The sequence below is a fragment of the Microbacterium sp. MRS-1 genome (genome assembly GCF_000585455.1).
Lineage (GTDB): Bacteria > Actinomycetota > Actinomycetes > Actinomycetales > Microbacteriaceae > Microbacterium > Microbacterium laevaniformans.
Genome location: NZ_JAUF01000018.1, coordinates 61,864 through 84,267, shown reverse-complemented (window position 1 = coordinate 84,267; position 22,404 = coordinate 61,864). Strand labels below are relative to the sequence as shown.

General features: G+C 69.2%; 21 protein-coding genes, 1 tRNA gene and 1 pseudogene. 6 read left to right on the top strand and 17 right to left on the bottom strand.

Annotated elements, in window-relative coordinates; all coding sequences use genetic code 11:
* Positions 1-8: 8 nt before the first annotated feature.
* Both AS96_RS04930 and AS96_RS04925 read right to left on the bottom strand, forming a co-directional pair.
* A complete protein-coding gene (locus AS96_RS04930) occupies positions 9-953 on the bottom strand; it encodes a pilus assembly protein TadB (protein ID WP_036286282.1) in 945 nt (314 codons plus the stop codon).
* On the bottom strand, positions 950-2,056 hold the full coding sequence (locus AS96_RS04925) for a TadA family conjugal transfer-associated ATPase (protein WP_036286280.1): 1,107 nt from the start codon (positions 2,054-2,056) through the stop codon (positions 950-952). The genes AS96_RS04930 and AS96_RS04925 overlap by 4 nt, the downstream gene beginning before the upstream one ends.
* A 400-nt stretch (positions 2,057-2,456) precedes the next feature.
* Here AS96_RS04925 and acs point away from each other — a divergent pair, with 400 nt between their 5' ends.
* Positions 2,457-4,427, top strand: a complete 1,971-nt coding sequence (gene acs / locus AS96_RS04920; RefSeq protein ID WP_036286278.1) for an acetate--CoA ligase — start codon at positions 2,457-2,459, stop codon at positions 4,425-4,427.
* Between the two features lie 40 nt (positions 4,428-4,467).
* Here acs and AS96_RS04915 read toward each other — a convergent pair whose 3' ends face one another.
* From AS96_RS04915 to AS96_RS04905, 3 genes are read right to left on the bottom strand one after another with little or no spacing between them, the layout of a single operon-like run.
* Complete coding sequence (locus AS96_RS04915) at positions 4,468-4,839, bottom strand: PLD nuclease N-terminal domain-containing protein (RefSeq protein WP_036286277.1); 372 nt, start codon at positions 4,837-4,839, stop codon at positions 4,468-4,470.
* A gap of 54 nt (positions 4,840-4,893) precedes the next feature.
* Positions 4,894-5,361, bottom strand: coding sequence for a RidA family protein (locus AS96_RS04910; protein ID WP_036286275.1), 468 nt, complete (start codon positions 5,359-5,361; stop codon positions 4,894-4,896).
* Positions 5,358-5,576, bottom strand: a complete 219-nt coding sequence (locus tag AS96_RS04905) for a hypothetical protein (RefSeq protein WP_036286273.1) — start codon at positions 5,574-5,576, stop codon at positions 5,358-5,360. The genes AS96_RS04910 and AS96_RS04905 overlap by 4 nt, the downstream gene beginning before the upstream one ends.
* 86 nt (positions 5,577-5,662) lie before the next feature.
* On the opposite strand from AS96_RS04905, the gene AS96_RS04900 reads away from it, so the two are divergent.
* From AS96_RS04900 to AS96_RS04885, 4 genes are all read left to right on the top strand, one after another.
* The gene (locus AS96_RS04900) at positions 5,663-8,236 is read left to right on the top strand and encodes a transglycosylase domain-containing protein (protein ID WP_036286270.1); all 2,574 of its coding nucleotides are present in this window, start codon (positions 5,663-5,665) and stop codon (positions 8,234-8,236) included.
* Positions 8,233-9,228, top strand: a complete 996-nt coding sequence (locus AS96_RS04895) for a metallophosphoesterase (protein WP_016464453.1) — start codon at positions 8,233-8,235, stop codon at positions 9,226-9,228. Before AS96_RS04900 ends, AS96_RS04895 begins: the two co-directional genes overlap by 4 nt.
* A 16-nt stretch (positions 9,229-9,244) precedes the next feature.
* Positions 9,245-9,318, top strand: a tRNA-Pro gene (locus tag AS96_RS04890).
* A gap of 72 nt (positions 9,319-9,390) precedes the next feature.
* Positions 9,391-10,155 carry an HAD-IIB family hydrolase gene (locus AS96_RS04885; protein ID WP_005051237.1) on the top strand — a complete coding sequence of 255 codons (765 nt, stop codon included), beginning with the start codon at positions 9,391-9,393 and terminating at the stop codon, positions 10,153-10,155.
* A gap of 2 nt (positions 10,156-10,157) precedes the next feature.
* Here AS96_RS04885 and AS96_RS04880 read toward each other — a convergent pair whose 3' ends face one another.
* Positions 10,158-10,895, bottom strand: coding sequence for a FadR/GntR family transcriptional regulator (locus tag AS96_RS04880; RefSeq protein WP_005051241.1), 738 nt, complete (start codon positions 10,893-10,895; stop codon positions 10,158-10,160).
* 108 nt (positions 10,896-11,003) lie between these two features.
* On the opposite strand from AS96_RS04880, the gene AS96_RS04875 reads away from it, so the two are divergent.
* Positions 11,004-11,834 carry a DUF1295 domain-containing protein gene (locus tag AS96_RS04875; RefSeq protein ID WP_036286268.1) on the top strand — a complete coding sequence of 277 codons (831 nt, stop codon included), beginning with the start codon at positions 11,004-11,006 and terminating at the stop codon, positions 11,832-11,834.
* On the opposite strand, the gene AS96_RS04870 is transcribed toward AS96_RS04875, so the two are convergent.
* The 11 genes and pseudogenes from AS96_RS04870 to recR form a co-directional block, all read right to left on the bottom strand.
* Positions 11,827-12,429: a thymidine kinase gene (locus tag AS96_RS04870; RefSeq protein ID WP_005051245.1), complete on the bottom strand. Its 603-nt coding sequence runs from the start codon at positions 12,427-12,429 to the stop codon at positions 11,827-11,829. The two genes, AS96_RS04875 and AS96_RS04870, sit on opposite strands and share 8 nt — an antisense overlap.
* Positions 12,430-12,451: 22 nt before the next feature.
* Entirely contained in the window at positions 12,452-13,927 is a 1,476-nt protein-coding gene (locus AS96_RS04865) for a malate:quinone oxidoreductase (protein WP_036286266.1), read from the bottom strand.
* 202 nt (positions 13,928-14,129) lie between these two features.
* Complete coding sequence (locus AS96_RS04860; RefSeq protein WP_036286264.1) at positions 14,130-15,203, bottom strand: aspartate-semialdehyde dehydrogenase; 1,074 nt, start codon at positions 15,201-15,203, stop codon at positions 14,130-14,132.
* A gap of 173 nt (positions 15,204-15,376) precedes the next feature.
* Entirely contained in the window at positions 15,377-16,678 is a 1,302-nt protein-coding gene (locus AS96_RS15645) for an aspartate kinase (RefSeq protein ID WP_036286444.1), read from the bottom strand.
* A 198-nt stretch (positions 16,679-16,876) separates the two neighbouring features.
* Positions 16,877-17,683, bottom strand: a pseudogene (locus AS96_RS15905) (lytic murein transglycosylase); the annotation flags it as partial.
* 17 nt (positions 17,684-17,700) lie between these two features.
* Complete coding sequence (locus AS96_RS04850; protein ID WP_081767976.1) at positions 17,701-18,585, bottom strand: phosphate ABC transporter ATP-binding protein; 885 nt, start codon at positions 18,583-18,585, stop codon at positions 17,701-17,703.
* A 122-nt stretch (positions 18,586-18,707) separates the two neighbouring features.
* Entirely contained in the window at positions 18,708-19,304 is a 597-nt protein-coding gene (locus AS96_RS04845; protein WP_231477114.1) for a sortase, read from the bottom strand.
* Positions 19,301-20,248 carry a serine/threonine-protein kinase gene (locus tag AS96_RS15635; protein WP_081767971.1) on the bottom strand — a complete coding sequence of 316 codons (948 nt, stop codon included), beginning with the start codon at positions 20,246-20,248 and terminating at the stop codon, positions 19,301-19,303. The genes AS96_RS04845 and AS96_RS15635 overlap by 4 nt, the downstream gene beginning before the upstream one ends.
* Entirely contained in the window at positions 20,245-20,745 is a 501-nt protein-coding gene (locus AS96_RS04840) for a hypothetical protein (RefSeq protein ID WP_155947524.1), read from the bottom strand. Before AS96_RS04840 ends, AS96_RS15635 begins: the two co-directional genes overlap by 4 nt.
* Positions 20,746-20,895: 150 nt before the next feature.
* A complete protein-coding gene (locus AS96_RS04835) occupies positions 20,896-21,810 on the bottom strand; it encodes a DMT family transporter (RefSeq protein ID WP_036286254.1) in 915 nt (304 codons plus the stop codon).
* A complete protein-coding gene (gene recR, locus AS96_RS04830) occupies positions 21,810-22,403 on the bottom strand; it encodes a recombination mediator RecR (RefSeq protein WP_036286253.1) in 594 nt (197 codons plus the stop codon). Before recR ends, AS96_RS04835 begins: the two co-directional genes overlap by 1 nt.
* Position 22,404: the final 1 nt, after the last annotated feature.

The following is a 22,404-nucleotide window of genomic DNA, read 5'->3' as shown; positions in this document are numbered from 1 at the left end:
GGGGCACGTCAGGCCGCCGGCGATCCCGCGGACGTGAGGAGGGGCGTCGACCCGCTGAGGACCGAGATCAGCAGGGGGGCGACGCCGAGAAGAAGGAAGGCGGGCAGGGTGCAGACACCCATCGGCAGGAGCAGCCGAGAGCTGAGGCGAGCGGCGCGCAGCCGGCCGTCCGTGCGCGCCCTGCGACGCTGCTCTGCCGCGTCCGCACGCAGCAACTCCACCGCGCGCGCACCGGCACGTCGTGAGAGCCGAAGCATCGCGTGGACGTCGGCTTCGATCTCGCCCGCGCCCGCAGCGGTGGTCACGGCGAGGGCGCGCTCGACCGACACGCCCCCACTGAGAGCGATCGCCACGATCTCGCTCTGCAGTCCCGCCAGCCGCCTGTCGGGCTCCGCCCGAGCGACGAGGCGCGCCGTCCAGAGGCGCGCTGCGAGCATGAGCGCGGCGCCGGTGGCGATGCAGCCGATTCCGACCGGGTGCACCAGCACCGCGGCCACGTCGAATCCGAGGGCGATCCCGAGAAGGATCGCGACGACAGGCAACCACGCGACGAGGCGCGCCGTGGCCCGAGGGTCGGCAAGGGCCACGGCGACGTCATCGCGCATCTCGGCAGCTGATCGCAGCGCGCCGGCGAACTGGCGAAGACTCGGCGCCAGCGGAGCTCCGACCGTCTGGGCGACGCGCCAGGCCACCGCGACGTCGGTCCACGCCCCTCCCAGCCGATCCATGTTCTCCGTCGGATCGAGCAGCGGGTGGTGCTGCGGAGGAGGAACGCCCTCCGCGTCCCCTCCGCCGTCGGGCGCAGCCTCGTCGAGGAGGCGCAGCGCCGTGGCATCGCCGTCCTCCGCCAACAGTGACCACGCCTGCGCCGGCGCGACACCGGCCTCCAGCAGGACGGCGAGCCTCTGCAACGTCTCGGCGGCCTCCGTGGCGTCAGCCGGGGCAGCCTTCATGGCACGGCCGCCATTTCCAACCGACCATGGCCGTCGAGCCCGGGCCGGGCGAAACCGACCACGCGACGAATGCCGTCCGGACCGCGCTCGACGTGCACCACGACACCGATCGCGCTGACGACGTGGCGCGCGAGCGCCCGATCGTCCATTCCGGCGAGAGCGCCCAGCGCTTCGAGCCGAGCGGGCAGATCGGCGATACGGCCGACGTGCACCGTGCCCGCGCCGCCCTCGTGACCCGTGTTCAGGGCGGTCAGCAGTTCGCGGACCTCCTCGCCACGACACTCTCCGACGACCAGCCGATCGGGCCGCATCCGCAGGGCTTCGCGGACGAGACGCGACAGCGGAACGGCGCCGGCGCCTTCGAGATTCGGTTGGCGCGCTTCGAGACGCACGTGGTGCGGATGGTCCACCCGCAACTCGGCGACGTCCTCGATCGTGACGATTCGCTCCTGGGGCGGCACCAGGCCCAACAACGCCGACAGCAGCGTGGTCTTGCCCGCACCCGTCGCGCCCGACACGAGGATGTTCCGACGCGCCGTGACCAGTTGCTCGAGCCGCTTCTGGGTCTCGGCATCGCAGAGGCCGCGACGGGCGAGCTCGTCGAGGTCGGGGACATCGACCTGCGGCAGACGAATCGATATGGCCGCGCCCGCGCACGCGACCGGGGGAAGCACCGCATGCACGCGCGCGCCGTGCTCCCACCGCACGTCGACCACGGGTGAGGCGTCGTCGAGGTGGCGCCCGCCGATGCCGACGAGCGCGACGGCCAGCGCGCGCAGCTGATCGGCATCCGCCCGCCAATCGACGACCGGCACGGCCCCGGCGCCGCGGTCGACGAACAGGCCATCCGTACCGTTGATGAACACGTCCGTCACCTCGGGATCGCTCAGGAGGTGACGAAGCGGCTCGAGGGCCGGATGATCGGGAAGGCGTCGGCGCCGCGCACGACGCCGCAAGATCGGCGCCGACACCATCGCGGGCTCCGCCGCGTCGGCACGAACACGTGCCACGGACTCGACGCCACGTTCGTCGACAACGAACCGACGTACCGCCTCCGGAACGCGGCGTGTGCCGCGACGGTGGGCGACGAAAGGCTCGGACATACCCCGACGCTACGTGCGCCTCGGGCGGCGACGGCGGGCGGCGACGTCATCCGTGAGCAACGCACCGACCGCCGCCTCTGGGGAGGAGCCGGCGGGGGTGGAAAGAGAGAAGGCGGCATCCCATAGGGGGAGATGGGATGCCGCCACGCGACATCCCGGAATCGGGGGTGGTCGGGAGTCGCGCTGCCTGAATCGAAGTTCGGCCGGATCGAGCATACGCAGACGCCCCGCCGGGCTCCACTCGAAAACGCGTGTCGACGCTGATATATCGGTGAAACCACGGACCTGCGCCACAGGGCTCGCCCCCTCCTTCCGGAGGTAGTGCCGTGTCGGTCGCGGTCGCTAGATTTCGTGAGTCGTCCGGGACCCGATCCCGCCACCGCCGCAAAGGAGCGCGCAGATGAGCAGCCAGATCGAACACCTGCTGAATGAAACCCGCCGGTTCGCCCCCTCCCCCGAGTTCGCCGCGGATGCCGTCGCCACCGCCGATCTCTACGCGCAGGCGGATGCCGACCGTGAAGGATTCTGGGCCGAGCAGGCCCGGAGCCTGCACTGGCACACCCCGTTCACCCAGGTCCTGGACTGGACGAACCCGCCTTTCGCCCAGTGGTTCGCCGACGGCGAGCTCAACGTCGCGTACAACTGCCTCGACCGCCACCTCGCGGCCGGCAACGGCGACCGCGTCGCCCTGCTGTGGGAAGGCGAGCCGGGCGATGAGCGCCGGATCACCTACGCCGAACTGACCGAGGAGGTCAAGCGGACGGCGAACGTGCTGGAGCATCTCGGCATCGGAGCCGGCGACCGGGTCGCCATCTACCTGCCGATGATCCCCGAGGCGATCGTCGCGATGCTCGCGGTCGCCCGGATCGGCGCCATCCACTCCGTGATCTTCGGCGGGTTCTCGGCCGACAGCCTGCGCTCGCGCATCGACGATGCAGGAGCGAAACTCGTCATCACCGCCGACGGCGGATACCGCAAGGGACGCGTCTCGCCCCTCAAGCCGGCGGTGGACCAGGCCCTGGGCGACCGCGGCGAGGGGCTTCAGGAGAGCGTGGAACATGTGCTGGTGGTGCGCCGCGCCGACAACGAGATCTCCTGGACCGAGGGTCGCGACATCTGGTGGCACGACGCGGTTCCCGCGGCATCCGCCGAGCACGAGGCTCAGCCGTTCCCGGCGGAGAATCCCCTGTTCATCCTCTACACCTCGGGGACGACGGGAAAGCCCAAGGGCATTCTGCACACCTCGGGCGGCTATCTGACGCAGGCGGCGTTCACCAACCGGGTCGTGCACGACCTGCACCCGGCCTCGGACGTCTTCTGGTGCACGGCCGATATCGGCTGGATCACCGGGCATTCCTACGTCACGTACGGCCCGCTCGCCAACGGCGCCACCCAGGTGCTCTACGAGGGCACGCCCGACGCGCCGCATCCGGGCCGGTGGTGGGAACTGGTGGAGAAGTACGGCGTCACCATCCTGTACACCGCGCCGACGGCGATCCGTTCGTTCATGAAGCTCGGGCGCGAGATCCCGCAGAAGTTCGATCTGTCCTCGCTGCGTCTCCTCGGCTCAGTGGGCGAACCCATCAACCCCGAGGCGTGGATGTGGTACCGATCGATCATCGGCGGCGATGCGGCCCCCATCGTCGACACGTGGTGGCAGACCGAGACGGGCGCGATCATGGTGTCGGCACTGCCCGGAGTCACCGAAACCAAGCCGGGATCGGCTCAGGTGCCGCTTCCCGGAATCGGCATCGACGTCGTCGACGACGAAGGCACGCACGTCGGCAACGGCAACGGGGGCCTGCTGGTCATCACGAAGCCGTGGCCCTCGATGCTGCGCGGCATCTGGGGCGACCCGGAACGTTTCGTCGAGACCTACTGGGAGAAGTTCCAGGACAAGGGCTTCTACTTCGCGGGCGACGGTGCGCGCCTGGACGATGACGGCGACGTCTGGTTCCTCGGCCGGGTCGACGACGTGATGAACGTGTCCGGGCACCGTCTGTCGACGACCGAGATCGAGTCGGCGCTTGTGGGCAACGAAGCGGTGGCCGAGGCCGCGGTGGTCGGTGCCGCCGACGAGACGACGGGCCAGGCGGTGGTTGCGTTCTGCGTGCTGAAGGAATCGTTCCTCAAGGCGCACGACGTCGACGGTATCGTCGATGTCCTCCGCCGGTGGGTCGGCGAGCAGATCGGCCCCATTGCACGCCCGCGCGATGTGTACATCGTCACCGAGCTGCCGAAGACCCGCTCCGGAAAGATCATGCGTCGGCTCCTGCGCGATGTGGCCGAGGGGCGCGAGGTCGGCGACACCACGACGCTGGCCGACACCATGGTCATGTCGACGATCCAGTCGAAGGTCACGAAGAAGTAGGCGGCATCGACCGCCGCGGCGGATCGTGGGGGGCGGCGCGTCAGTTCGCGCCGCCCTCCTGCGCGGCCCGGCGCCGCCTGATCTCCGCCTCCAGACGCGCCGCACGTTCTTCGCGTTCGAGGTCGGCCAGCTGCTCCTCCGTCGTGCGGGTGTCGCGCATCGGGGATGCCGCGACCGGCGGCTCCGGCTCGCGTGACCATCGCCGCGGGTCACCGAAGCTCATCGCCTCGGGCGCGCTCCCCCACTCGCGACCGAGCGCGAACCAGAGAATGGAGCCGACGAGCGGGAGCAGCACGATGAAGATGATCCAGGCGAACTTCGGCAGGTGGCGCACCTGATCGTCACGTCGGGTGATCGCATCGATCAGGGCCACGACCATGAGGACGAAGACCAACAGGGCGAGGAACGGCATGCCTCCCGCCCTGGCGACATCATCGCCTCCGCGCAACGGTCGGCGGCACGAGGATCAGGCGAGGGCGAAGACGACCTCGACCTCGACGGGGCTGTCCAGCGGCAGCACCGGCACGCCGACCGCGGAGCGTGCGTGGCGCCCGGCGTCGCCGAAGATCTCGCCGAGCACGTCGCTGGCGCCGTTGATGACGCCGGGCTGACCCGTGAACTCGGGAACGGACGCGACGAACCCCGTCACCTTCACGACGCCTGTCAGGCGCTCGATGTCACCCACGACCGCCGCCGCCGCGGCGAGAGCGTTCAGCGCGCTCTGGCGCGCGAGGTTCTTCGCATCGGATGCCGCGACCAGCCCGTCCCCCTCGCCGACCTTGCCGGTGGCCGGCAGCGCTCCCGACACCATCGGCAACTGCCCGGAGGTGTAGACGAGATCGCCGTGAACGACGGCGGGGACGTACGAGGCGACGGGAGGAACCACGGAGGGCAGCTCGATGCCGAGCTCACTCAGGCGGGCGGAGATGCTCATGCGTCCTCCCCGAACTGCTGAGCGGCGACGGCCGCCGCACCGAGGCCGGCATTGGCCGCGCCGCCGCCGACGGGGCGCTTGAAGTAGGCGACGAGCCCACCCTCGGGGCCCGAGACGACCTGGACGAGCTCCCACCCCTGCTTGCCCCAGTTGTTGAGGATCGCGGCGGTGTTGTGGATCAGCAACGGGGTCGTGAGGTACTCCCACGTGGTCATGCGGACTCCCGGATTCGGTGTGGCCAGTGGTGGCGCGCCCTCGCGCACCGAGGGATCCCCCAGGGTTCTCCCTTACGATCAAGCCTATGCCCCAACTCAAACGGACGGCCACCGGTGTGCTCGGTGGCATTGCGGGACTCGTCGGTCTGAGCGCCATCGCCGGCATCCTCGTCACGGCCACCGTGACTCCGGCGATCGCGGTCTCCGGCTACGCCGCTTCCAGCGCCCTCGACACGTTCGAGAACATGCCGGGCTTCCTCCAGATCGATCCGCTCATGCTGCCGACTGAGATGTACCGCAAGGACGCGAACGGCAACGACGCATTGATGGCGGAGTTCTACGACCAGAACCGCATTCCGGTGACCTTCGACCAGGTCAACCCGGTCATGTACGACGCGATCACCTCCAGCGAGGACAAGAACTTCTACACGCACGGCGGCGTCGACCTCGTCGGCACCCTGAGCGCGCTCGTGGGCAACGCCTCCAACGGCTCGAACCGCGGTGGCTCCTCCATCACCCAGCAGTACGTGAAGAACGTGCTGCAGCAGAACTGCGAGAGCAAGGCGCAGAACTCCGACGAGGTTGCCGCCTGCTACGCGACGACGACGGCGAACCAGGGAGCTGAGGGCTACCAGCGCAAGCTGCAGGAGATGCGGTACGCGATCCAGCTCGAGAAGCAGTACTCCAAGGATGAGATCCTGCTGGGCTACCTCAACATCACCAACTTCGGTGGCCTGGTCTACGGAATCGGCGCCGCAGCACAGCACTATTTCGGCGTCTCGGCAGCCGATCTGACGATCGCGCAGGCGGCGACCATCGCCGGCATGGTGCAGGCGCCCAACGTCTACCGCATCGATATGCCAGAGGGGTCCACGACCGACAAGGCCGGCAACCCGGTCAACAGTCAGGCCGATGGCTACTCGCTGACCCTCGATCGACGCAACTACGTTCTCGGCCGGATGCTTGCCAATGGCAAGATCTCGCAGCAGGAGTACGACGACGCGATGGCCTCGCCCATCACGCCGAACATCACGAACCGCAGCCAGGGCTGCCAGAACGCGACGGGTGCCGAGTTCTTCTGCGAGTACGTGCGCACGATCCTTCTCAAGGACCCTGCCTTCGGCGCCGACGACGACACGCGCGCGGCGAACCTGCGCCGCGGCGGCATGAAGATCTACACGACGCTCGACCCGACGCTGCAGGACGAGGGCATGAAGGCCATCTCGATCGTGCCGGCGTACGTGGACTACATGAACCTCGGCGCCTCCGCCGTGCAGGTGGAGGTCGGCACCGGACGCATCCTCTCCATGGTGCAGAACCGCCCGTTCTCGACGGACGATGCCCCCGTCAACGCCCCCACCACGCAGGTGAACTACAACGTGCGTCAGGAAAACGGCGGCGGCGGCGGTCACTCCGCGGGCTCGACCTACAAGATCTTCAGCCTGTTGAACTGGCTCGAGCAGGGCCACTCGGTCAACGAGACCCTGAACGGGCGCATCGGCCCGAAGAAGGTCGACCAGTGCGACGGGACGATCCAGAACGTGGTCACCGGCAACAACGGCCAGATCGGAAACTACGAGAACAACTCGGGCTACGTGGGCACGGTCTACAACTTCACGAGAGACTCGCTCAACTCCGGGTTCCTCACGATGGCGGAGAAGATCTCGGTGTGCAGCACGAACCGGCTCGCGATGAAGATGGGCGTCATGACAGGCAGCGGCGGACCGCTGGACACGACCAACTACGCCTACAACGTGCTCGGCGACCAGGCGGTGGCACCCATCGACATGGCCCAGGTCTATGCCTCTGTCGCCGCGAAGGGAACGCTGTGCCCCTCGAAGGCGATCGACAAGGCGATCGACGCGCAGGGCAAAGACATCACCCCGCAGATCACCTGCCAGCCGGCGATGAGCGAAGCGGTCGCGGCTACTGCGGCGTACACCCTGCAGGGCGTCATGACCGGAACCGGCTCCGGCGCCCGGATCGGCGACGGTGTCCCGGTCTTCGGCAAGTCCGGTATCCACGAGTACCTGCACACCTGGATGGACGGCTCATCGACCAAGGTCGCGACGGTCGTCTGGGTCGGAAACGTCGAAGGCACCGATCTGCTGAGCGACCACTCCGAGAACGGCTACGTCCTGTCGCGGATCCGCAACTCGATCTGGCCCGCGATGCAGGGAGCCGCAAACGCGAAGTACGGCGGCGACCGCTTCCCCGACCCGGATGCCGCGCTGACCAAGCGTCAGCTCACCGATCTGCCGTCGGTGATCGGCATGACCGTCAGCCAGGCGCAGCAGACGCTGAGCACGGCCGGATTCTCGGTGACGGTGGGCGACCCGGTCGACGGAACCGAGGCCGCGGGCACGATCATCCAGCAGGATCCCGGTGCGGGCAGGGTCGCCGGCGGAACGACCGTCACGATCCGCCCCAGCAACGGTCAGGGCATCGCCGTTCCGGCCGTGAGCGGCAAGCCCGCCGACGCGGTCGCCAACCTCAAGGCGCAGGGCTTCAGCAATGTGGGCCAGCAGTGCACCGCCTCGCCCACCGCTGATGACAACGGCACCGTGACGGGAACAGACCCTGCCGCGGGAACCGTGGTCAACCGCGGCACGCAGATCACCGTGCAGTACCAGGCCAAGAACTGCGGCGGACGTCCGTGACGTCGGCACGCACCGCCCTCGCCGCCGTATCGGCGGCGGGGGCGGTGGCCGCTGGCGCCGCCGTCTGGGGCACGTGCATCGAACGTTTCCTCTTCACGGTCCGTCGCCACGAGCTCGACATCCTGCCTGCCGGGTCGGCCTCACTGACGGTGCTCCACCTCTCCGATGCCCATATGGCTCCGTGGCAGCATCGAAAGCAGCAGTGGATCGCTCTGCTCGCCGATGCGGTCCGACCGGATCTGGTCGTGAACACGGGAGACAACCTCGGCCATGCCGACGGGCTCCGCGGCATCCGTTCCGCGTTCGCGCCTCTGCGCGGCGTGCCGGGCGTCTTCGTCCACGGTTCGAACGACGTGAGCGGACCGTCGGCCCGGAATCCTCTCAACTACTTCCGCGGCCCTTCGGGCGGCCCGCACAACGTCGAGAAACTCGACACGGCGGCGATGGACGCCTACTTCACCGATGAGCTCGGCTGGACGAACCTGAACAACACCGCGGCCGTCGTCGAGGCCGGTGGTCTGCGGCTGGAGACCTTCGGGGTCAGTGACGCGCATCGCGAGTGGGACGATCTGCCCGCGCTGCCCGCCGCGATCGAAGCCGCGCGACGCGGTCGCCCCTTCCACGCCGCGCGCGATGCGGATCTCGTGATCGGCGTGACGCACGCGCCGTATCAGCGCGTCCTGGACCGGTTCGTCGAGCTGGGTGCCCAGGCCATCTTCGCCGGGCACACGCACGGCGGTCAGGTGCGCATCCCCTTCTCCCCCTCCGCGCTGGTCGCCAACTGCGACATCCCCCTCGACCAGGCGCGCGGTCTCAGCACATGGACCGCCGCCGGACGCCGCGCGCCGCTGAACGTCTCGGCCGGGCTCGGACACTCGATCTATGCCCCGGTGCGGTTCGGATGCCGCCCGGAGGCGTCGGTGCTCACGCTGCGCGCACGGCGTGACGACAACGGCCTGCTCGATTCGTCACGAGGGGCATCGACGGGGTAGACTCGGAGGGTTGCCACGGGGTGTGGCGCAGCTTGGTAGCGCGCTTCGTTCGGGACGAAGAGGCCGCAGGTTCAAATCCTGTCACCCCGACAGCAGAGAGGCTCCGCCTGGAGAGATCCGGGCGGAGCCTTTCGCGGATCACTCACCGGATGGGAGCACCCGATGACCACCCCCCGCCTGATCGCCTTCGATCTCGACGACACGCTCGCCCCCTCGAAGAGCGCCATCGACCCCCGCATCGGCGAGCTCCTGCTCGAGCTCGCGGCGCGCGTCGAGGTGGCGATCATCTCGGGCGGCCAGCTCCAGCAGTTCCAGTCGCAGGTCGTCGAGCGGCTGCCCGCAGCGGATGCCGAGACCCTCGACCGCTTCCACCTCATGCCCACCTGCGGCACGCAGTACTACCGGCTCGAGGACGGCGGCGTCCGCACGGTGTACGCGCACGCGCTCACCGATGACGAGAAGTCCCGCGCGCTGGCTGCCGTCGAAGAGGAGGCGCGCCGCCTCGGCCTCTGGGAGGCCGAGCCCTGGGGCGACATCCTCGAGGATCGCGGCTCGCAGATCACCTTCTCCGCTCTCGGCCAGACCGCTCCCCTGGAGGCGAAGATGGCCTGGGACCCGACGGGCGAGAAGAAGAACGCGCTCCGCGACGCGGTCGCCGCGCGCATCCCCGACCTCGAGGTCCGCTCGGGCGGCTCAACGTCGGTCGACATCACCCACCGCGGGATCGACAAGGCGTACGGCATGCGTAAGCTCGCCGAGGTCACCGACATCCCCCTCGACGACATGCTGTTCGTCGGCGACCGCCTCGACGAGCACGGCAATGACTACCCCGTCCTGGCAATGGGCGTGACCTGCCAGGCCGTGGACGGCTGGGAGCACACGGCCGCCTACCTCACCGAGCTCATCCCGACGCTCCCGCGTCGCTGACGTCAGCCGTCGACAGCCACGACGGCGGCCGACGGGGCAGGCATGCCGGCATCCGCGTAGTAGGCGGTGATGTGGGCGCGCACGAGCTCACGAGCGCGCTCCGCGTCGCCCGACTCGATCGCACCGAGGATGTCACCGTGCTCGCGGTGCAGTCGCTCGACGGTCGCGTCCCAATCGGAGATCCGACGCGCGCCGGCGCGGATGTAGTTCTCGATCGTCGTGCGAAGACCGGCCATCGTCGCGGCGACGACGAGGTTGCCCGCGGCATCCGTCAAACGCAGGTGGAACTGCGCGTCGAGCGCGAGGAAATCGTCTGCCGTCAGCTGCTCGTCCTCCATGGCGGTGAGTGTCGCCCGGGCTTCGGCGAGATCGGGCTCGTCGAGATCGGCCAGGTGGGCGACCGCCCACTCCTCCAGCAGGAGCCGCGTCTCATACACGTCGGGGATGGGAAAGCCGTGCGCCGCGACCTGCAGACGCAGCAACTGTGCGAGACCACCGTGCGGGGTCGCCGTGACGATCGCGCCCGCGGTGGGGCCTGAGCCCGTCGCCGTCCGGATGAGACCCATAACCTCGAGCACCCGCAGGGCCTCGCGCACGCTCGACCGCCCCACCCCGAGGGTGGCCGCGAGTTCGCGCTCCGGCGGCAGTCGGTCGCCCGGCCCGAGGGCGCCGCTGAGCAGGTCGGCCTCGATCTTCTCGAGCACGACGCGCCAGGCGCGGGCTGGGGTGTTCTCCGTCATCGTCGGCTTCTCATTCCGTCGTCCCTATATGGTCAGGCCACACTAGCGCACCGGCGACGGACCGGCAATAATCGCCGGACCGGGGAGACACGGGCCTACTCTCGGACCATGGACCCCCTCCTGCTCGTCATCGTCCTCGCCGCCGTCGCGTCCGCCTTCTGCTGGGTGGCGTCGCTCGTCAGCGGGGACACCTCCTGGGTGGACCGTCTGTGGTCGATCGTCCCCGTGGCGTACGTCTGGGTGTTCGCGGTGTCCGCGGTCGCGGACGACGCAGACGCGGGGCGCCTGATTCTGATGGCCGTCCTCGTGACCGCGTGGGGTGCGCGACTGACCTTCAACTTCGCGCGCAAGGGCGGCTACTCCGGCGTCGAGGACTACCGTTGGGCGATCCTGCGCGGGCGCATGTCGCCGGTACTGTTCCAGGTCTTCAACCTGCTGTTCATCGTGCTCTATCAGATGACACTGCTCGTGCTCATCACGCTGCCTGCGGCGATGGCGAGGACTCATCCGGCTCCGCTGACGGCGGCCGATGTGATCATCACCGTGCTCTTCGTCGGTTTTCTCCTCGGCGAGAGCGTCGCCGATCAGCAGCAGCGGGACTTCCACCGGGCGAAGGCACGCGGTGCTGCGGACGGCTTCCTCACGACGGGCCTGTTCACCTACAGTCGGCATCCGAACTTCTTCTTCGAGCAGGCGCAGTGGTGGGCGTTCTACGCGTTCGGTGCCACCGCCGCCGTCGCCTCCGGAGGCGGCGTGTGGGGCGGCGTGATCAACCCGACGATCGTCGGCGCGATCCTGCTGACGCTCCTGTTCGTGGGATCGACCGTGTTCACCGAGTCGATCTCGGCCGCGAAGTACCCCGCCTACGCGCAGTATCAGCGCACGACCTCGATGCTGGTGCCACTGCCGCGCCGCCGAGACGGCGCGCGCGTCAGCTGAGCCGGCCGCCCGACTCGCGCAGGTAGCACTCCGCACACATCGACTCGTAGGTGACCTTCTCGTGCGAGAGCTCGTCGATGGCGACCTGATCGCCGTCGAAGACGAATCGTCCTCCGACCAGGCGCGCATTGAACAGCGCCTTGCGCCCACAGCGGCAGATCGTCTTCAGCTCTTCGAGGCTGTGGGCGAGCTCCAGAAGCCGGGCCGAGCCGGGGAAGGCGCGCGTCTGGAAGTCGGTGCGGATGCCGTACGCGAGGGCGGGGATGCCGTCATCGACGACGATCCGCAGCAGGTCGTCGACCTGGGCCGGTGTGAGAAACTGCGCCTCGTCGATGAGAAGACATGCCACCCGTCCGTCGTAACGAGCTGCGTGCTCTACGACGAGGGCGCGCAGATCGGCATCCGGAGCGATGAGGAAGTCGACCTGGCGCTCCACGCCGAGTCGGCTGGAGATCTGATCGGCGCCCTTCGTGTCGATCTCGGGCTTGGCCAGCAGAACGTGCTGCCCGCGCTCTTCGTAGTTGAAGGCCGCCTGCAGCAGAGCCGTCGACTTGCCGGAGTTCATCGCTCCGTAGCGGAAGTACAGCTTCGCCATGCGCGTGCAGCCCCGATCCGGCTCAGCGGTTGATGCCGAGCACGCCGGCCGTGGCGTCGAGCGACGCGTCCGCGGCGGCGGGGTTGCCGTTGAGGGTCGACCCGTAGCTCGGGATGAGCGCCTTCAGTTCGGGCTCCCAGGCGGAGATGCGGTCGGGGAAGCACGTCTTCAACAGGCCCAGCATGATGGATGCCGCCGTCGAGGCGCCCGGGGAGGCGCCCAGTAGGCCGGCGATCGATCCGTCGGCGGAGGTGACGACCTCGGTGCCGAACTGCAGGACGCCACCCTTCTGCGGATCCTTCTTCATGACCTGTGCACGCTGACCGGCCTGCAGCAGCTCCCAGTCCTCCGCCTTCGCGGTCGGCATGAACTCGCGAAGCGAGTCGACCTTGCGCTTGTGGCTCTTGAGCAGTTCGCTGACGAGGTACTTGATCAGCCCCGGATTGTCGACGGCGACCTTCAGCATCGGACCGATGTTGCCCGGACGCACCTGCGCGACGATGTCCGTGATACGGCCGTTCTTCAAGAACTTGGGGCTGAACGTCGCGAACGGCCCGAACAGCAACGACGTCTCGCCGTCGACCACGCGGGTGTCGAGGTGCGGCACCGACATGGGCGGCGCCCCCACCGAGGCCTGCGAGTACACCTTGGCCTTGTGCTGCGCGACGACGGCCGGATTGGAGGTCTTCAGCCACTGCCCGCCGATGGGGAAGACGCCGTATCCGGAGATCTCCGGAATGCGCGAGGACTGCAGCAGCTTGATCGCCCAGCCGCCCGCTCCCACGAACACGAAACGCGCCGACAGGCTCCCCGGGGTGCGCCCGAGCGCGTGACGATAAGACACGTTCCATGTGCCGTCGGCGTTCTTGCGGAGCTTTCGCACCTCACGATTGGTGACGACGTCGACGCCCTGGTCGGCGAGGTGAGAGAACAGCTGTCGCGTGAGCGCGCCGAAATCCACATCGGTGCCGGCGGGCACCCGCGTGGCCGCGAAAGGCTCGTCGGACTTCTTGCGCTTCTGCATGAGCAGCGGCGCCCACTGGTTGATGACGCGGGAGTCCTCGGAATACTCGATGCCCTCGAACAGCGGCTGCGTGCGCAGCGCCTCGTAGCGCTTCTTGAGGTAGGCGACGTCCTTCTCCCCGCGCACGAACGTCATGTGCGGGGTCGCGTTGATGAAGGTGGACGGCGCATCGAGGATGCCGCGTTCGATGAGGCTCGCCCAGAGCTGGCGGCTCTGCTGGAACTGCTCGTTGATCGAGATCGCCTTAGCGGGGTCGACGGAGCCGTCCTTGGCCTCGGGCATGTAGTTGAGCTCACAGAGCGCCGCGTGCCCCGTGCCGGCATTGTTCCAGGCGTTCGAGGACTCCTCGGCGACGTCGCTGAGGCGCTCGAGCACCACGATCTTCCAGTCCGGCTGCAGCTGCTTCAGCAGGGTTCCGAGGGTGGCACTCATGATGCCACCGCCGATCAGGACGACGTCGACGGGTTCACTCACAATCACCCAGTCTAGGCGCCGTTTTCTCCGGCCTCCGCGACTCGCGGCATCCCCCGCCGTCAACTCTTGCGGTTCTTTCACCCCGCTCAACTCCGCGAGAAGCGAGTTCCGCACCGAGACACGCGCCGTCCGACGGTTCTTCGGTGCGCGGACCGTGTCTCGCAGTCAGGCGGCATCGCGGTGAGCAGTGCTCGGACGGCCGTCAGGCGGCGGGGGCGGTCAGGCGCGCGGCGACGATCTCGGCGATCTGCACGGCGTTGAGCGCGGCGCCCTTGCGGAGGTTGTCGTTGCTGATGAAGAGCACCAGACCCTTGCCCTCGGGCGCGGACTGGTCGGCACGGATGCGGCCGACGTAGCTCGGGTCGTTGCCGGCGGCCTGCAGCGGCGTCGGCACCTCTTCGAGAACGACGCCCGGTGCCGACGAGAGGATCTCGCGCGCCCGCTCGGGCGTGATGTCGTCGCGGAACTCGGCATGGATCGACAGCGAGTGCCCGGTGAAGACCGGAACGCGCACGCACGTGCCGGCAACGCGGAGGTCGGGCAGCTCGAGGATCTTTCGGCTCTCGTTGCGGAGCTTCTTCTCCTCGTCGGTCTCGTTGTCGCCGTCGTCGACGAGGTTGCCGGCGAAGGGGATCACATCGAACGCGATGGGCGCGACGTACTTCTCCGGCTGCGGGAAGTCGAGTGCGCTGCCGTCGTGCACGAGATCGAGGGTGTGCCCCTGGGCAAGAACGCCCTCTACCTGACCGAGCAGCTCCTGCGCGCCGGCGAGGCCCGAGCCCGACACGGCCTGGTAGGTGCTGACGACCAGTCGCTCCAGCCCGGCCGCGGCGTCGAGCGGCTTCAACACCGGCATGGCCGCCATCGTCGTGCAGTTCGGATTGGCGATGATGCCCTTCGGCGGGTTCACCGTCGCGTGGGGATTGACCTCGCTGACGACGAGCGGCACCTCGGGGTCCATGCGCCAGGCGCTCGAGTTGTCGATGACGACTGCGCCGGCCTCGGCGAAACGCGGGGCATGCGCACGCGAGCCGGTCGCACCGGCGCTGAACAGCGCGATGTCGATGCCGGTGGGATCGGCGGTGGCGACGTCCTCGATGATGATGGTCTCGCCGCCGAACTCGACAGCCGTGCCGGCCGAGCGCGCCGTGGCGAACAGGCGGAGCTCACGGATCGGGAAGGCCCGTTCGGCGAGAATCTCGCGCATGACCGTGCCGACCTGTCCGGTGGCGCCGACGACGGCGACAGAGAGTCCTGAGTCAGAGATGCGGGTCATGAGGGATCCTTGCAGCGTGAGAGGGGTTGAGTGATTCTATCGTCGGCCGAAGACAGGCGAACTGCACACGGCAGGCAGCTCCCTGCCGGATCTACCTCGACGGGGCGGTTCGCCAGCGCACGCGCGACGACGGTAGTGGCGACGGCGGTCAGAGGTGGTTCGGCCGCTCGGCGTCAGCGGCCGGTGCCGGCGTAGACGGTCGCCTCGGTGTCACTGTCGAGACCGAAGGCGGCGTGCACGACGCGGGCGGCCTGGGCGAGCTCGTCACCGCGGAGCACGACCGAGATGCGGATCTCCGAGGTCGAGATCATCTCGATGTTCACCCCCGCCGTCGACAGCGCCTCGAACAGCGTCGCGGACACGCCGGAGTGGGTGCGCATGCCGGCGCCGACCACGGACAGCTTGCCGATCTGGTCGTCGTGCACGAGGCTCTCGAAGCCGATGCCCGCCTGCTCGGCGGCAAGCGCTCGCAGGGCGGTCGCGGCATCCGATTTGGGCAGCGTGAAGGAGATGTCGGTGCGGCCGGTCGCTGCTCCCGACACGTTCTGGACGATCATGTCGACGTTGGCGCCGGACTTGGCGATGACGGTGAAGATCTCCGCCGCCTTGCCGGGAACGTCGGGCACGCCGATGACCGTGATCTTGGCCTGGCCGAGGTCGGTGGCGACACCGGCGACGATGGGCTCTTCCATGGAGGACTCCTCTGTGCTGTCGGGAGCGAGGCTATCGGGAACGCTCATGCCCGGGCCGAGCACGAACGTGCCTCGTCCGGAGCTGAACGTCGAGCGGGCGTTGATCATCACGCCGTGGCGACGCGCGTACTCGACGGCGCGGATGTACAGCACCTTGGCACCGTTGGCGGCGAGCTCGAGCATCTCCTCCGCGGAGATGACATCGAGCTTGCGGGCCTTCGGCACGACGCGGGGGTCGGCGGTGAAGATGCCGTCGACGTCGCTGTAGATCTCGCAGACGTCGGCGTCGAGCGCCGCGGCGAGCGCGACGGCGGTCGTGTCGGAGCCGCCGCGGCCGAGCGTGGTGATGTCGCGGGTGTCGCGGTTGAAGCCCTGGAAGCCGGCGACGATGACGATGGCGCCCTCGTCGAGCGCCTCGCGCAGCCGCACCGGGGTGACGTCGACGATGCGGGCCGAGCCGTGATCGGCGGTGGTGATCATGCCCGCCTGGCTGCCGGTGAACGAGCGCGCCTCGAAGCCCATCGAGTGGATCGCCATCGCCAGCAGCGCCATCGAGATGCGCTCGCCGGAGCTCAGCAGGATGTCCAGTTCGCGAGGCGCCGGGATCGGGGCGACCTGCGCGGCGAGGTCGATCAGCTCATCGGTCGTGTCGCCCATCGCGCTCACCGCGACGACCACGTCGTGCCCGGCGCGGCGCGCATCGACGATGCGCTTGGCGACCCGCTTGATGCTCTCGGCGTCGGCGACGGACGAGCCGCCGTACTTCTGGACGATCAGCGCCACGTGTGGAACTCCTGAAGACATGTCGACGGGCACTCGGATGCCGCGCCCACCTCCCCATCCTAGGGATCGGCGCATACCGCCGACGCCATGTGACGGGCGACCGACGAGGCACCTCGCCAGGTCCGCAGAATGCGACGAAGTCCGCACCCGATCGGCATCCCGGGTGCGGAGTTCATGACATTCTGCGGAGTTCGTGCGGACCCAGCCCGCCGCGGCCGCCGCGGCGTAACGGTTCGCGGCGGCGGCGACGTGGTCGACGTAGACGTCGAGGTGGTTGTAGGCGAACACCGCGGCCCGCCACGCGGCGGCATCCGTCATCGTGCCCGCACCGCAGAGGTAGCGCGCCGTCGCGAGGGCCGCGTCGTCGATCTGGTTCGGGTCGGCGACACCGTCGCCGTTGCCGTCCGCGCCCCAACGGTCCGACGTGTCGGGAATGAACTGCATCGGCCCGACCGCACGGTCCCAGAGCGTGTCTCCGTCCCAGCGGCCTCCGTCGGTGTCGGCGATCACGGCGACGCCGTCACCGTCGAGGGACGGCCCGCGGATGGCGGGAGTGGGGTAGCCGTTCTCACCGAGCACCGCGCCGCCGTGCCGTCCGTGATCGGACTCGATCGCCCCGATCGCGGCGATCGTGTTCCACCCCAACCCGCACGAGGGCTGTTCGGCCGCGATCGTGAGCTGGGCGCCCGCGTACGCCCGGAGCGCACGGGCGGGGATGCCGGTGGCCGCGGAGACGCGGGCGAGCCAGACCGGGTCCACGCGAGGACCGGGCGTCACCGGGGCCGACGAGACGACGGCCGCATCACCCGCGGCCGGTGCGGTGGCGGCGGCATCCTGTCTCGCGGACGCTCCCACGAGCGTGTCGATCCGGGCTGCTGCGGGCGATGCGGCAAGGCCGGACGACGCCACGTCGACGTGGGCGATCACGCCGCCGAGGAACACGGCCAGCAGTGCGACGGCACCGAGCGCGAGTGCGACCTCGCGCCACGACCACCGCGCACCCATCCGTGTCCGTCTCCCTGTCAGCCGAAACGGCCGTTGACGTAGTCGAACGTACGGGGGTCGATCGGCGCCGAGAACATCGCGTCGGTGTCGCCGTGCTCGACGATGTGTCCGGGTTGGCCCTGCGAGGCGAGGAAGAACGCGCACTGCTGGGACACCCGCTGCGCCTGCTGCATGTTGTGGGTGACGATGACGATCGTGACCTCGCGCGCGAGCTCCGTCATGGTCTCCTCGATGACGCGCGTGGAGGTCGGGTCCAGCGCCGAACACGGCTCGTCCATCAGGAGCACCCGCGGCCGCACTGCGAGGGAACGCGCGATGCACAGGCGTTGCTGCTGTCCACCGGAAAGCCCACCGCCGGGCGCGCGCAGGCGGTCCTTCAGCTCGCGCCAGAGCCCGGCCTTGGTGAGGCACGTCTCCACGAGCTCGGCCTTCTCGTTGCGGCTCGCACGGATGCCGGCGAGCTTCAGGCCCGCGACGACGTTGTCGTAGATGGACATCGCCGGGAAGGGATTCGGCTTCTGGAAGACCATGCCGATCTTCTTGCGGGCGTCGACGAGACGATGGCCGGCGTCGTAGATGTCGTCGTGGTCGAGCAGCACCTCGCCGGCGAGGGATGCCGAGGGCACCAGTTCGTGCATGCGGTTGAGGATGCGCAGGAACGTCGACTTTCCGCAGCCGGACGGTCCGATGAGGGCCGTCACCTGGCCCGCGGGCATCTGCAGCGACACGTCGTGCAGGACCTGGTGATCGCCGAACCACGCAGAGATGGAGCGCGCGTCGAGCTGCGACGGCGGCAGCGGGACCCCCGTCGAACCGACGGCATCCGCGTGCGTCGCTGGGGCACCGCCGAGAGCGACGGCTCCGCTCGTCGCGGGAGGGAGGGCCGATTCGCCACCGGCCATCACCAGCGCGGCGGGGACCGGCACGCGTCCGCTCGTGCGTCCGAGGAAGCGCGGGCGGTTCGACCGCTCGGCGCGGTGGGATGCGCGGGACGGTTCGATGTCGTCAGACATGGGGCTCCGAGTCAGAGAAGGTTGGGAAGCAGGCGTACGAGTTGATCGCAGACGAAGACGCTGGCCAGCAGCAGGATCGGCACGAAGACGATCCAGGTCTTCTGCGCGCCGACCCGGCGAAACGCCCAGACGGCGGCGATCTCGGCGGCGACGAGGAACTGGAGCGCGAAGACGAGCGCCCAGACGGTCGTCGTGTCCGTTGCAAGCGCCGCATTCGACGGCGGCAGCGTGATCGGGGTGGTCTGGCGGGCCCCCGCGGGCTGGCCTTTGTCGACGAGCCGGGCATCGACGTACGCGATTCCGGTCGGCACGTAGGGCGCCCCGCGAGCCGTGAGCAGGATGAGACGGCTCTCTCCGCGGACGGGCGCGGGCGGCGTCGGGTCGCCCGCGTAGCGCACGCCGAGCACCTCGAAGGTGTTCAGTCCCTGTCCGGTACGTACCTCGAACCGCTCCCCCGGTTGCAGCGACTGCAAGCGCCCGAACGGACCGCCGAAAGCTGCGGCGCGGCCCATCACGACGCTGACACCGACCTGGCCCGGCAGCACCGTATCGCGGCGGTGGCCGGGGCCGCCGGCGAGGACCCCCGATGATGTTCCCTCCGCGATCACCTCGTGCACCCCGAGTCGCGGGATGTCGATGATGCCGACGGGCGCGCCGTCGGCGAGGAGGACGTCGTCGAAGTCCCCCTCGCTGACCGGCGCCGTGCCCGCAGCGAGCTGCGCGCGGTAGGTGTCGGAGAGCTGCTGCTGGGCGGCGAAGTGGAGCACGTGGCTGAGGACCAGGAGGTGGAAGACGAAGGCACCGGTGGGGGCGCCGACAGGTGCGCGCGGACGACCGCCGCAGTCTCGCCCTCGAAGGGCGAACGTCCCGTCAGCGCGAAGAAGAGCGTGGCACCGATCTGGTAGATGTCGCTCGCTTCTCGGACCGCCTCACCCGAGAGCTGTTCCGGCGAGGCATAGGGAACGCTGGCAACGACGCCCGCGTTCGACGCTTTGGATGCCGCACCGCTCAGCAGCGGGTCCGCGCCGCGCGTCGTGCGCCCCGGCACATCGGCCAGACCGAAGTCGAGGAGCCGGATGCCGCTCACCGTGCCGTCCGCGTCGGCGCTCGCGCTGGAGGTGAGCATGATGTTCGATGGCGTGATGTCGCGGTGGACGACGCCACCGGCGTGCGCGGCGCCGGTCGCGTCGAGGACGGCGGCGAAGACGGCCACGGCATCCACGATGGTCAATGGCCCGCGCTCTCGTACGTGATCGGCGAGAGTGACGCCCTCGACGAGCTCCATCGCAATCCATGCAACGGGTGGATCACCCGGCGCGAGACCCGCGTCGTAGACCTCCGCGATGTTCGGCTGCGCGATCGCCTGCGCAGCCCGCACTTCTTCGAAGAACGCCTCCCAGGCGACCGGTCCGACGGCCAGATGCGGGTGCAGCAGCTTCACGGCCACGCGGCGCCCGTGCCGTGTGTCATCGGCTTCGAAGACGGCGGCCGTGCCGCCGCTTCCCCGGAGCTTCCGCAGGTGGAACCGTTCGGCGATGAGGCCGTCGCTCATTGCAGGATCAGCGGGTCCACCGGTACCGGCCGGCCGAGCCCGAGGTCGGCGCCGCGCGACGCGGTGGCGGCCAGCTCCTGCATGAGGCGCACCGCGAGAGCCGCAGCGCTCTCGGCGGCCGAGCGCTTCTCGTAGCGACGAGCGCCCATCATCACGAGCGATCCGCGCGCGCTGACGAACCACCCGGTGCTGCGCAACCGGGGCGCCGGACTGGTGTGGATCTCGAACGTCGATGCCGCGCGCAACAGCTGCGCCAGATCGATGCGGGCCGCCCCCTCATCGGTGAACACACGGCATCCCCGTGCGATCTCGCGCCGGTTCTCGCTCACCAAACGCCATGCGACGGCGGGCTCGAGGACCGGCAACGGCTCCTGACCGCTCGCGAAGGGCCCGACGCCCGGATGCCCGGATGCGATCTCGGCGACGACGCGCATCCATTCGAGGGCGCTCCTGTGCGAAGCCGCGGGAAAATGCGCGTAGAGAAGACGCGCGGACATGATTCTCCCTTTCGCGACACCGGAGGTCGTGCACACGGCCGCGAGGGAAGAGTGGCGGTCCGAGGCGACAGCGACCGGACGAACCGGTGAACGCCGGGCGTCGATCCAGCGGACGAGGGGTAGCGCGTCGAGCCGGAAACGTGCGCGACCCTAGGGCGCGAACGGCGGCGCCTGACGTCGCAGACGCACCCGACCTCCCGTCGCGGCGAACCAGCAGCCGACGAGCACGAGCGGAAAGCCGAGCAGCAGCCCCGGCGACAACGGCTCGCCGAGCAGGAGCACGCCCAGCAGGATCGCGACGACCGGGTTGACGTACGTGAACAGCGGCGCACGCACGGGACCGACCTCGCCGATGAGCGCGAAGAAGCCCAGGAAGGCCAGCGCGGTGCACAGGATGCCGAGGGCGACGAGCGACAGTCCGCTGCGGACGGTGGGAAGCTCGTGCTGGGTCAGCAGCGCGAACGGCAGGTAGGCGAGGCCGACCGCGAGCAGGGACAGGGTGATGGTGCCGAGCGAGGGGACGTGAGCGAGCTTGGTGGCGATGATGAACGGCGCGATCGCGTAGAGCAGGGCGACGAGCAGGACCTGGGCGATGGCCCCCAGCGCCTGCGCCGGCTCGGCGACGGCGAGGCCGGGGCCGGCGACGATGACCACCAGGCCGGCGAAGCCGACGACGAGTCCGACGGCGCGGGCCGGACTCAGGGCGGACCGGTCGCCGCGCACGAGGGCGATCCCGGTGGCGAACAGCGGGACCGTCGCCACCAGCAGACCAGTGAGCCCGGACGGCAGCGTCTGCTCCGCGTGCCCCAGCAAGAGGAAAGGCCCGGCCATTTCGATGGCCCCGAAGGCCAGCACCCACGGCCAGAGCGCCAGCGCCGGCCGAAGGGCTCGGCGTCGCAGGGCGATGGGCAGCAGCACCGCCGCGCCGAGAAGGGTGCGGCCCGCGACGACGGCGGCCGGTGTCAGCGAGTCGACCGCCTCTTTGATGAACAGGTACGGGATGCCCCACAGCACCGCCATCAGCGCGTACAGCGCCCAGGCACGACCGGAGACGGCCGGCGCCATCAGACGGCCCGGCGCCCCTCGAAGGCGCGCCCGAGGGTGACCTCGTCGGCGTACTCGAGGTCGCCGCCCACCGGAAGACCGGACGCCAACCGGGTCACGCGGATCTCGAGGGTGTGCAGCAGCCGGCTGAGGTATGTCGCCGTGGCCTCTCCTTCGAGGTTCGGGTTCGTCGCGAGGATGACTTCCTGTACCGTGCCGTCGGCGAGGCGCTGCATCAACTGGGTGATGCGCAGGTCGTCGGGTCCGATGCCGGCGATCGGGCTGATGGCGCCGCCCAGCACGTGGTAGAGCCCTCGGAACTCGCGCGTGCGCTCGATGGCCGAAACGTCCTTCGCATCCTCGACCACGCAGATGAAGGTCTGATCACGACGAGGATCGCGGCAGATCGCACAGCGTTCCTGCTCACTCACGTTGCCGCAGATCTCGCAGAAGCGCACGCGTTCGCGAAGCTCACCGAGCAGGTGCGACAGACGCGCGACGTCGAACGTCGGAGTCTGAAGGATATGGAACGCGATCCGCTGCGCCGACTTCGGCCCGATGCCGGGAAGGCGGCCGAACTCGTCGATGAGGTCTTGGACGATGCCGTCGTACATG

Bases quoted from the DNA above. Each gene is read 5' to 3' on its own strand.
- AS96_RS04930 (WP_036286282.1), bottom strand. From the start codon at position 953: ATGAAGGCTGCCCCGGCTGACGCCACGGAGGCCGCCGAGACGTTGCAG.
- AS96_RS04925 (WP_036286280.1), bottom strand. From the start codon at position 2,056: ATGTCCGAGCCTTTCGTCGCCCACCGTCGCGGCACACGCCGCGTTCCG.
- acs (WP_036286278.1), top strand. From the start codon at position 2,457: ATGAGCAGCCAGATCGAACACCTGCTGAATGAAACCCGCCGGTTCGCC.
- AS96_RS04915 (WP_036286277.1), bottom strand. From the start codon at position 4,839: ATGCCGTTCCTCGCCCTGTTGGTCTTCGTCCTCATGGTCGTGGCCCTG.
- AS96_RS04910 (WP_036286275.1), bottom strand. From the start codon at position 5,361: ATGAGCATCTCCGCCCGCCTGAGTGAGCTCGGCATCGAGCTGCCCTCC.
- AS96_RS04905 (WP_036286273.1), bottom strand. From the start codon at position 5,576: ATGACCACGTGGGAGTACCTCACGACCCCGTTGCTGATCCACAACACC.
- AS96_RS04900 (WP_036286270.1), top strand. From the start codon at position 5,663: ATGCCCCAACTCAAACGGACGGCCACCGGTGTGCTCGGTGGCATTGCG.
- AS96_RS04885 (WP_005051237.1), top strand. From the start codon at position 9,391: ATGACCACCCCCCGCCTGATCGCCTTCGATCTCGACGACACGCTCGCC.
- AS96_RS04880 (WP_005051241.1), bottom strand. From the start codon at position 10,895: ATGACGGAGAACACCCCAGCCCGCGCCTGGCGCGTCGTGCTCGAGAAG.
- AS96_RS04875 (WP_036286268.1), top strand. From the start codon at position 11,004: ATGGACCCCCTCCTGCTCGTCATCGTCCTCGCCGCCGTCGCGTCCGCC.
- AS96_RS04870 (WP_005051245.1), bottom strand. From the start codon at position 12,429: ATGGCGAAGCTGTACTTCCGCTACGGAGCGATGAACTCCGGCAAGTCG.
- AS96_RS04860 (WP_036286264.1), bottom strand. From the start codon at position 15,203: ATGACCCGCATCTCTGACTCAGGACTCTCTGTCGCCGTCGTCGGCGCC.
- AS96_RS04850 (WP_081767976.1), bottom strand. From the start codon at position 18,585: ATGGCCGGTGGCGAATCGGCCCTCCCTCCCGCGACGAGCGGAGCCGTC.
- AS96_RS15635 (WP_081767971.1), bottom strand. From the start codon at position 20,248: ATGAGCGACGGCCTCATCGCCGAACGGTTCCACCTGCGGAAGCTCCGG.
- AS96_RS04840 (WP_155947524.1), bottom strand. From the start codon at position 20,745: ATGTCCGCGCGTCTTCTCTACGCGCATTTTCCCGCGGCTTCGCACAGG.
- AS96_RS04835 (WP_036286254.1), bottom strand. From the start codon at position 21,810: ATGGCGCCGGCCGTCTCCGGTCGTGCCTGGGCGCTGTACGCGCTGATG.
- recR (WP_036286253.1), bottom strand. From the start codon at position 22,403: ATGTACGACGGCATCGTCCAAGACCTCATCGACGAGTTCGGCCGCCTT.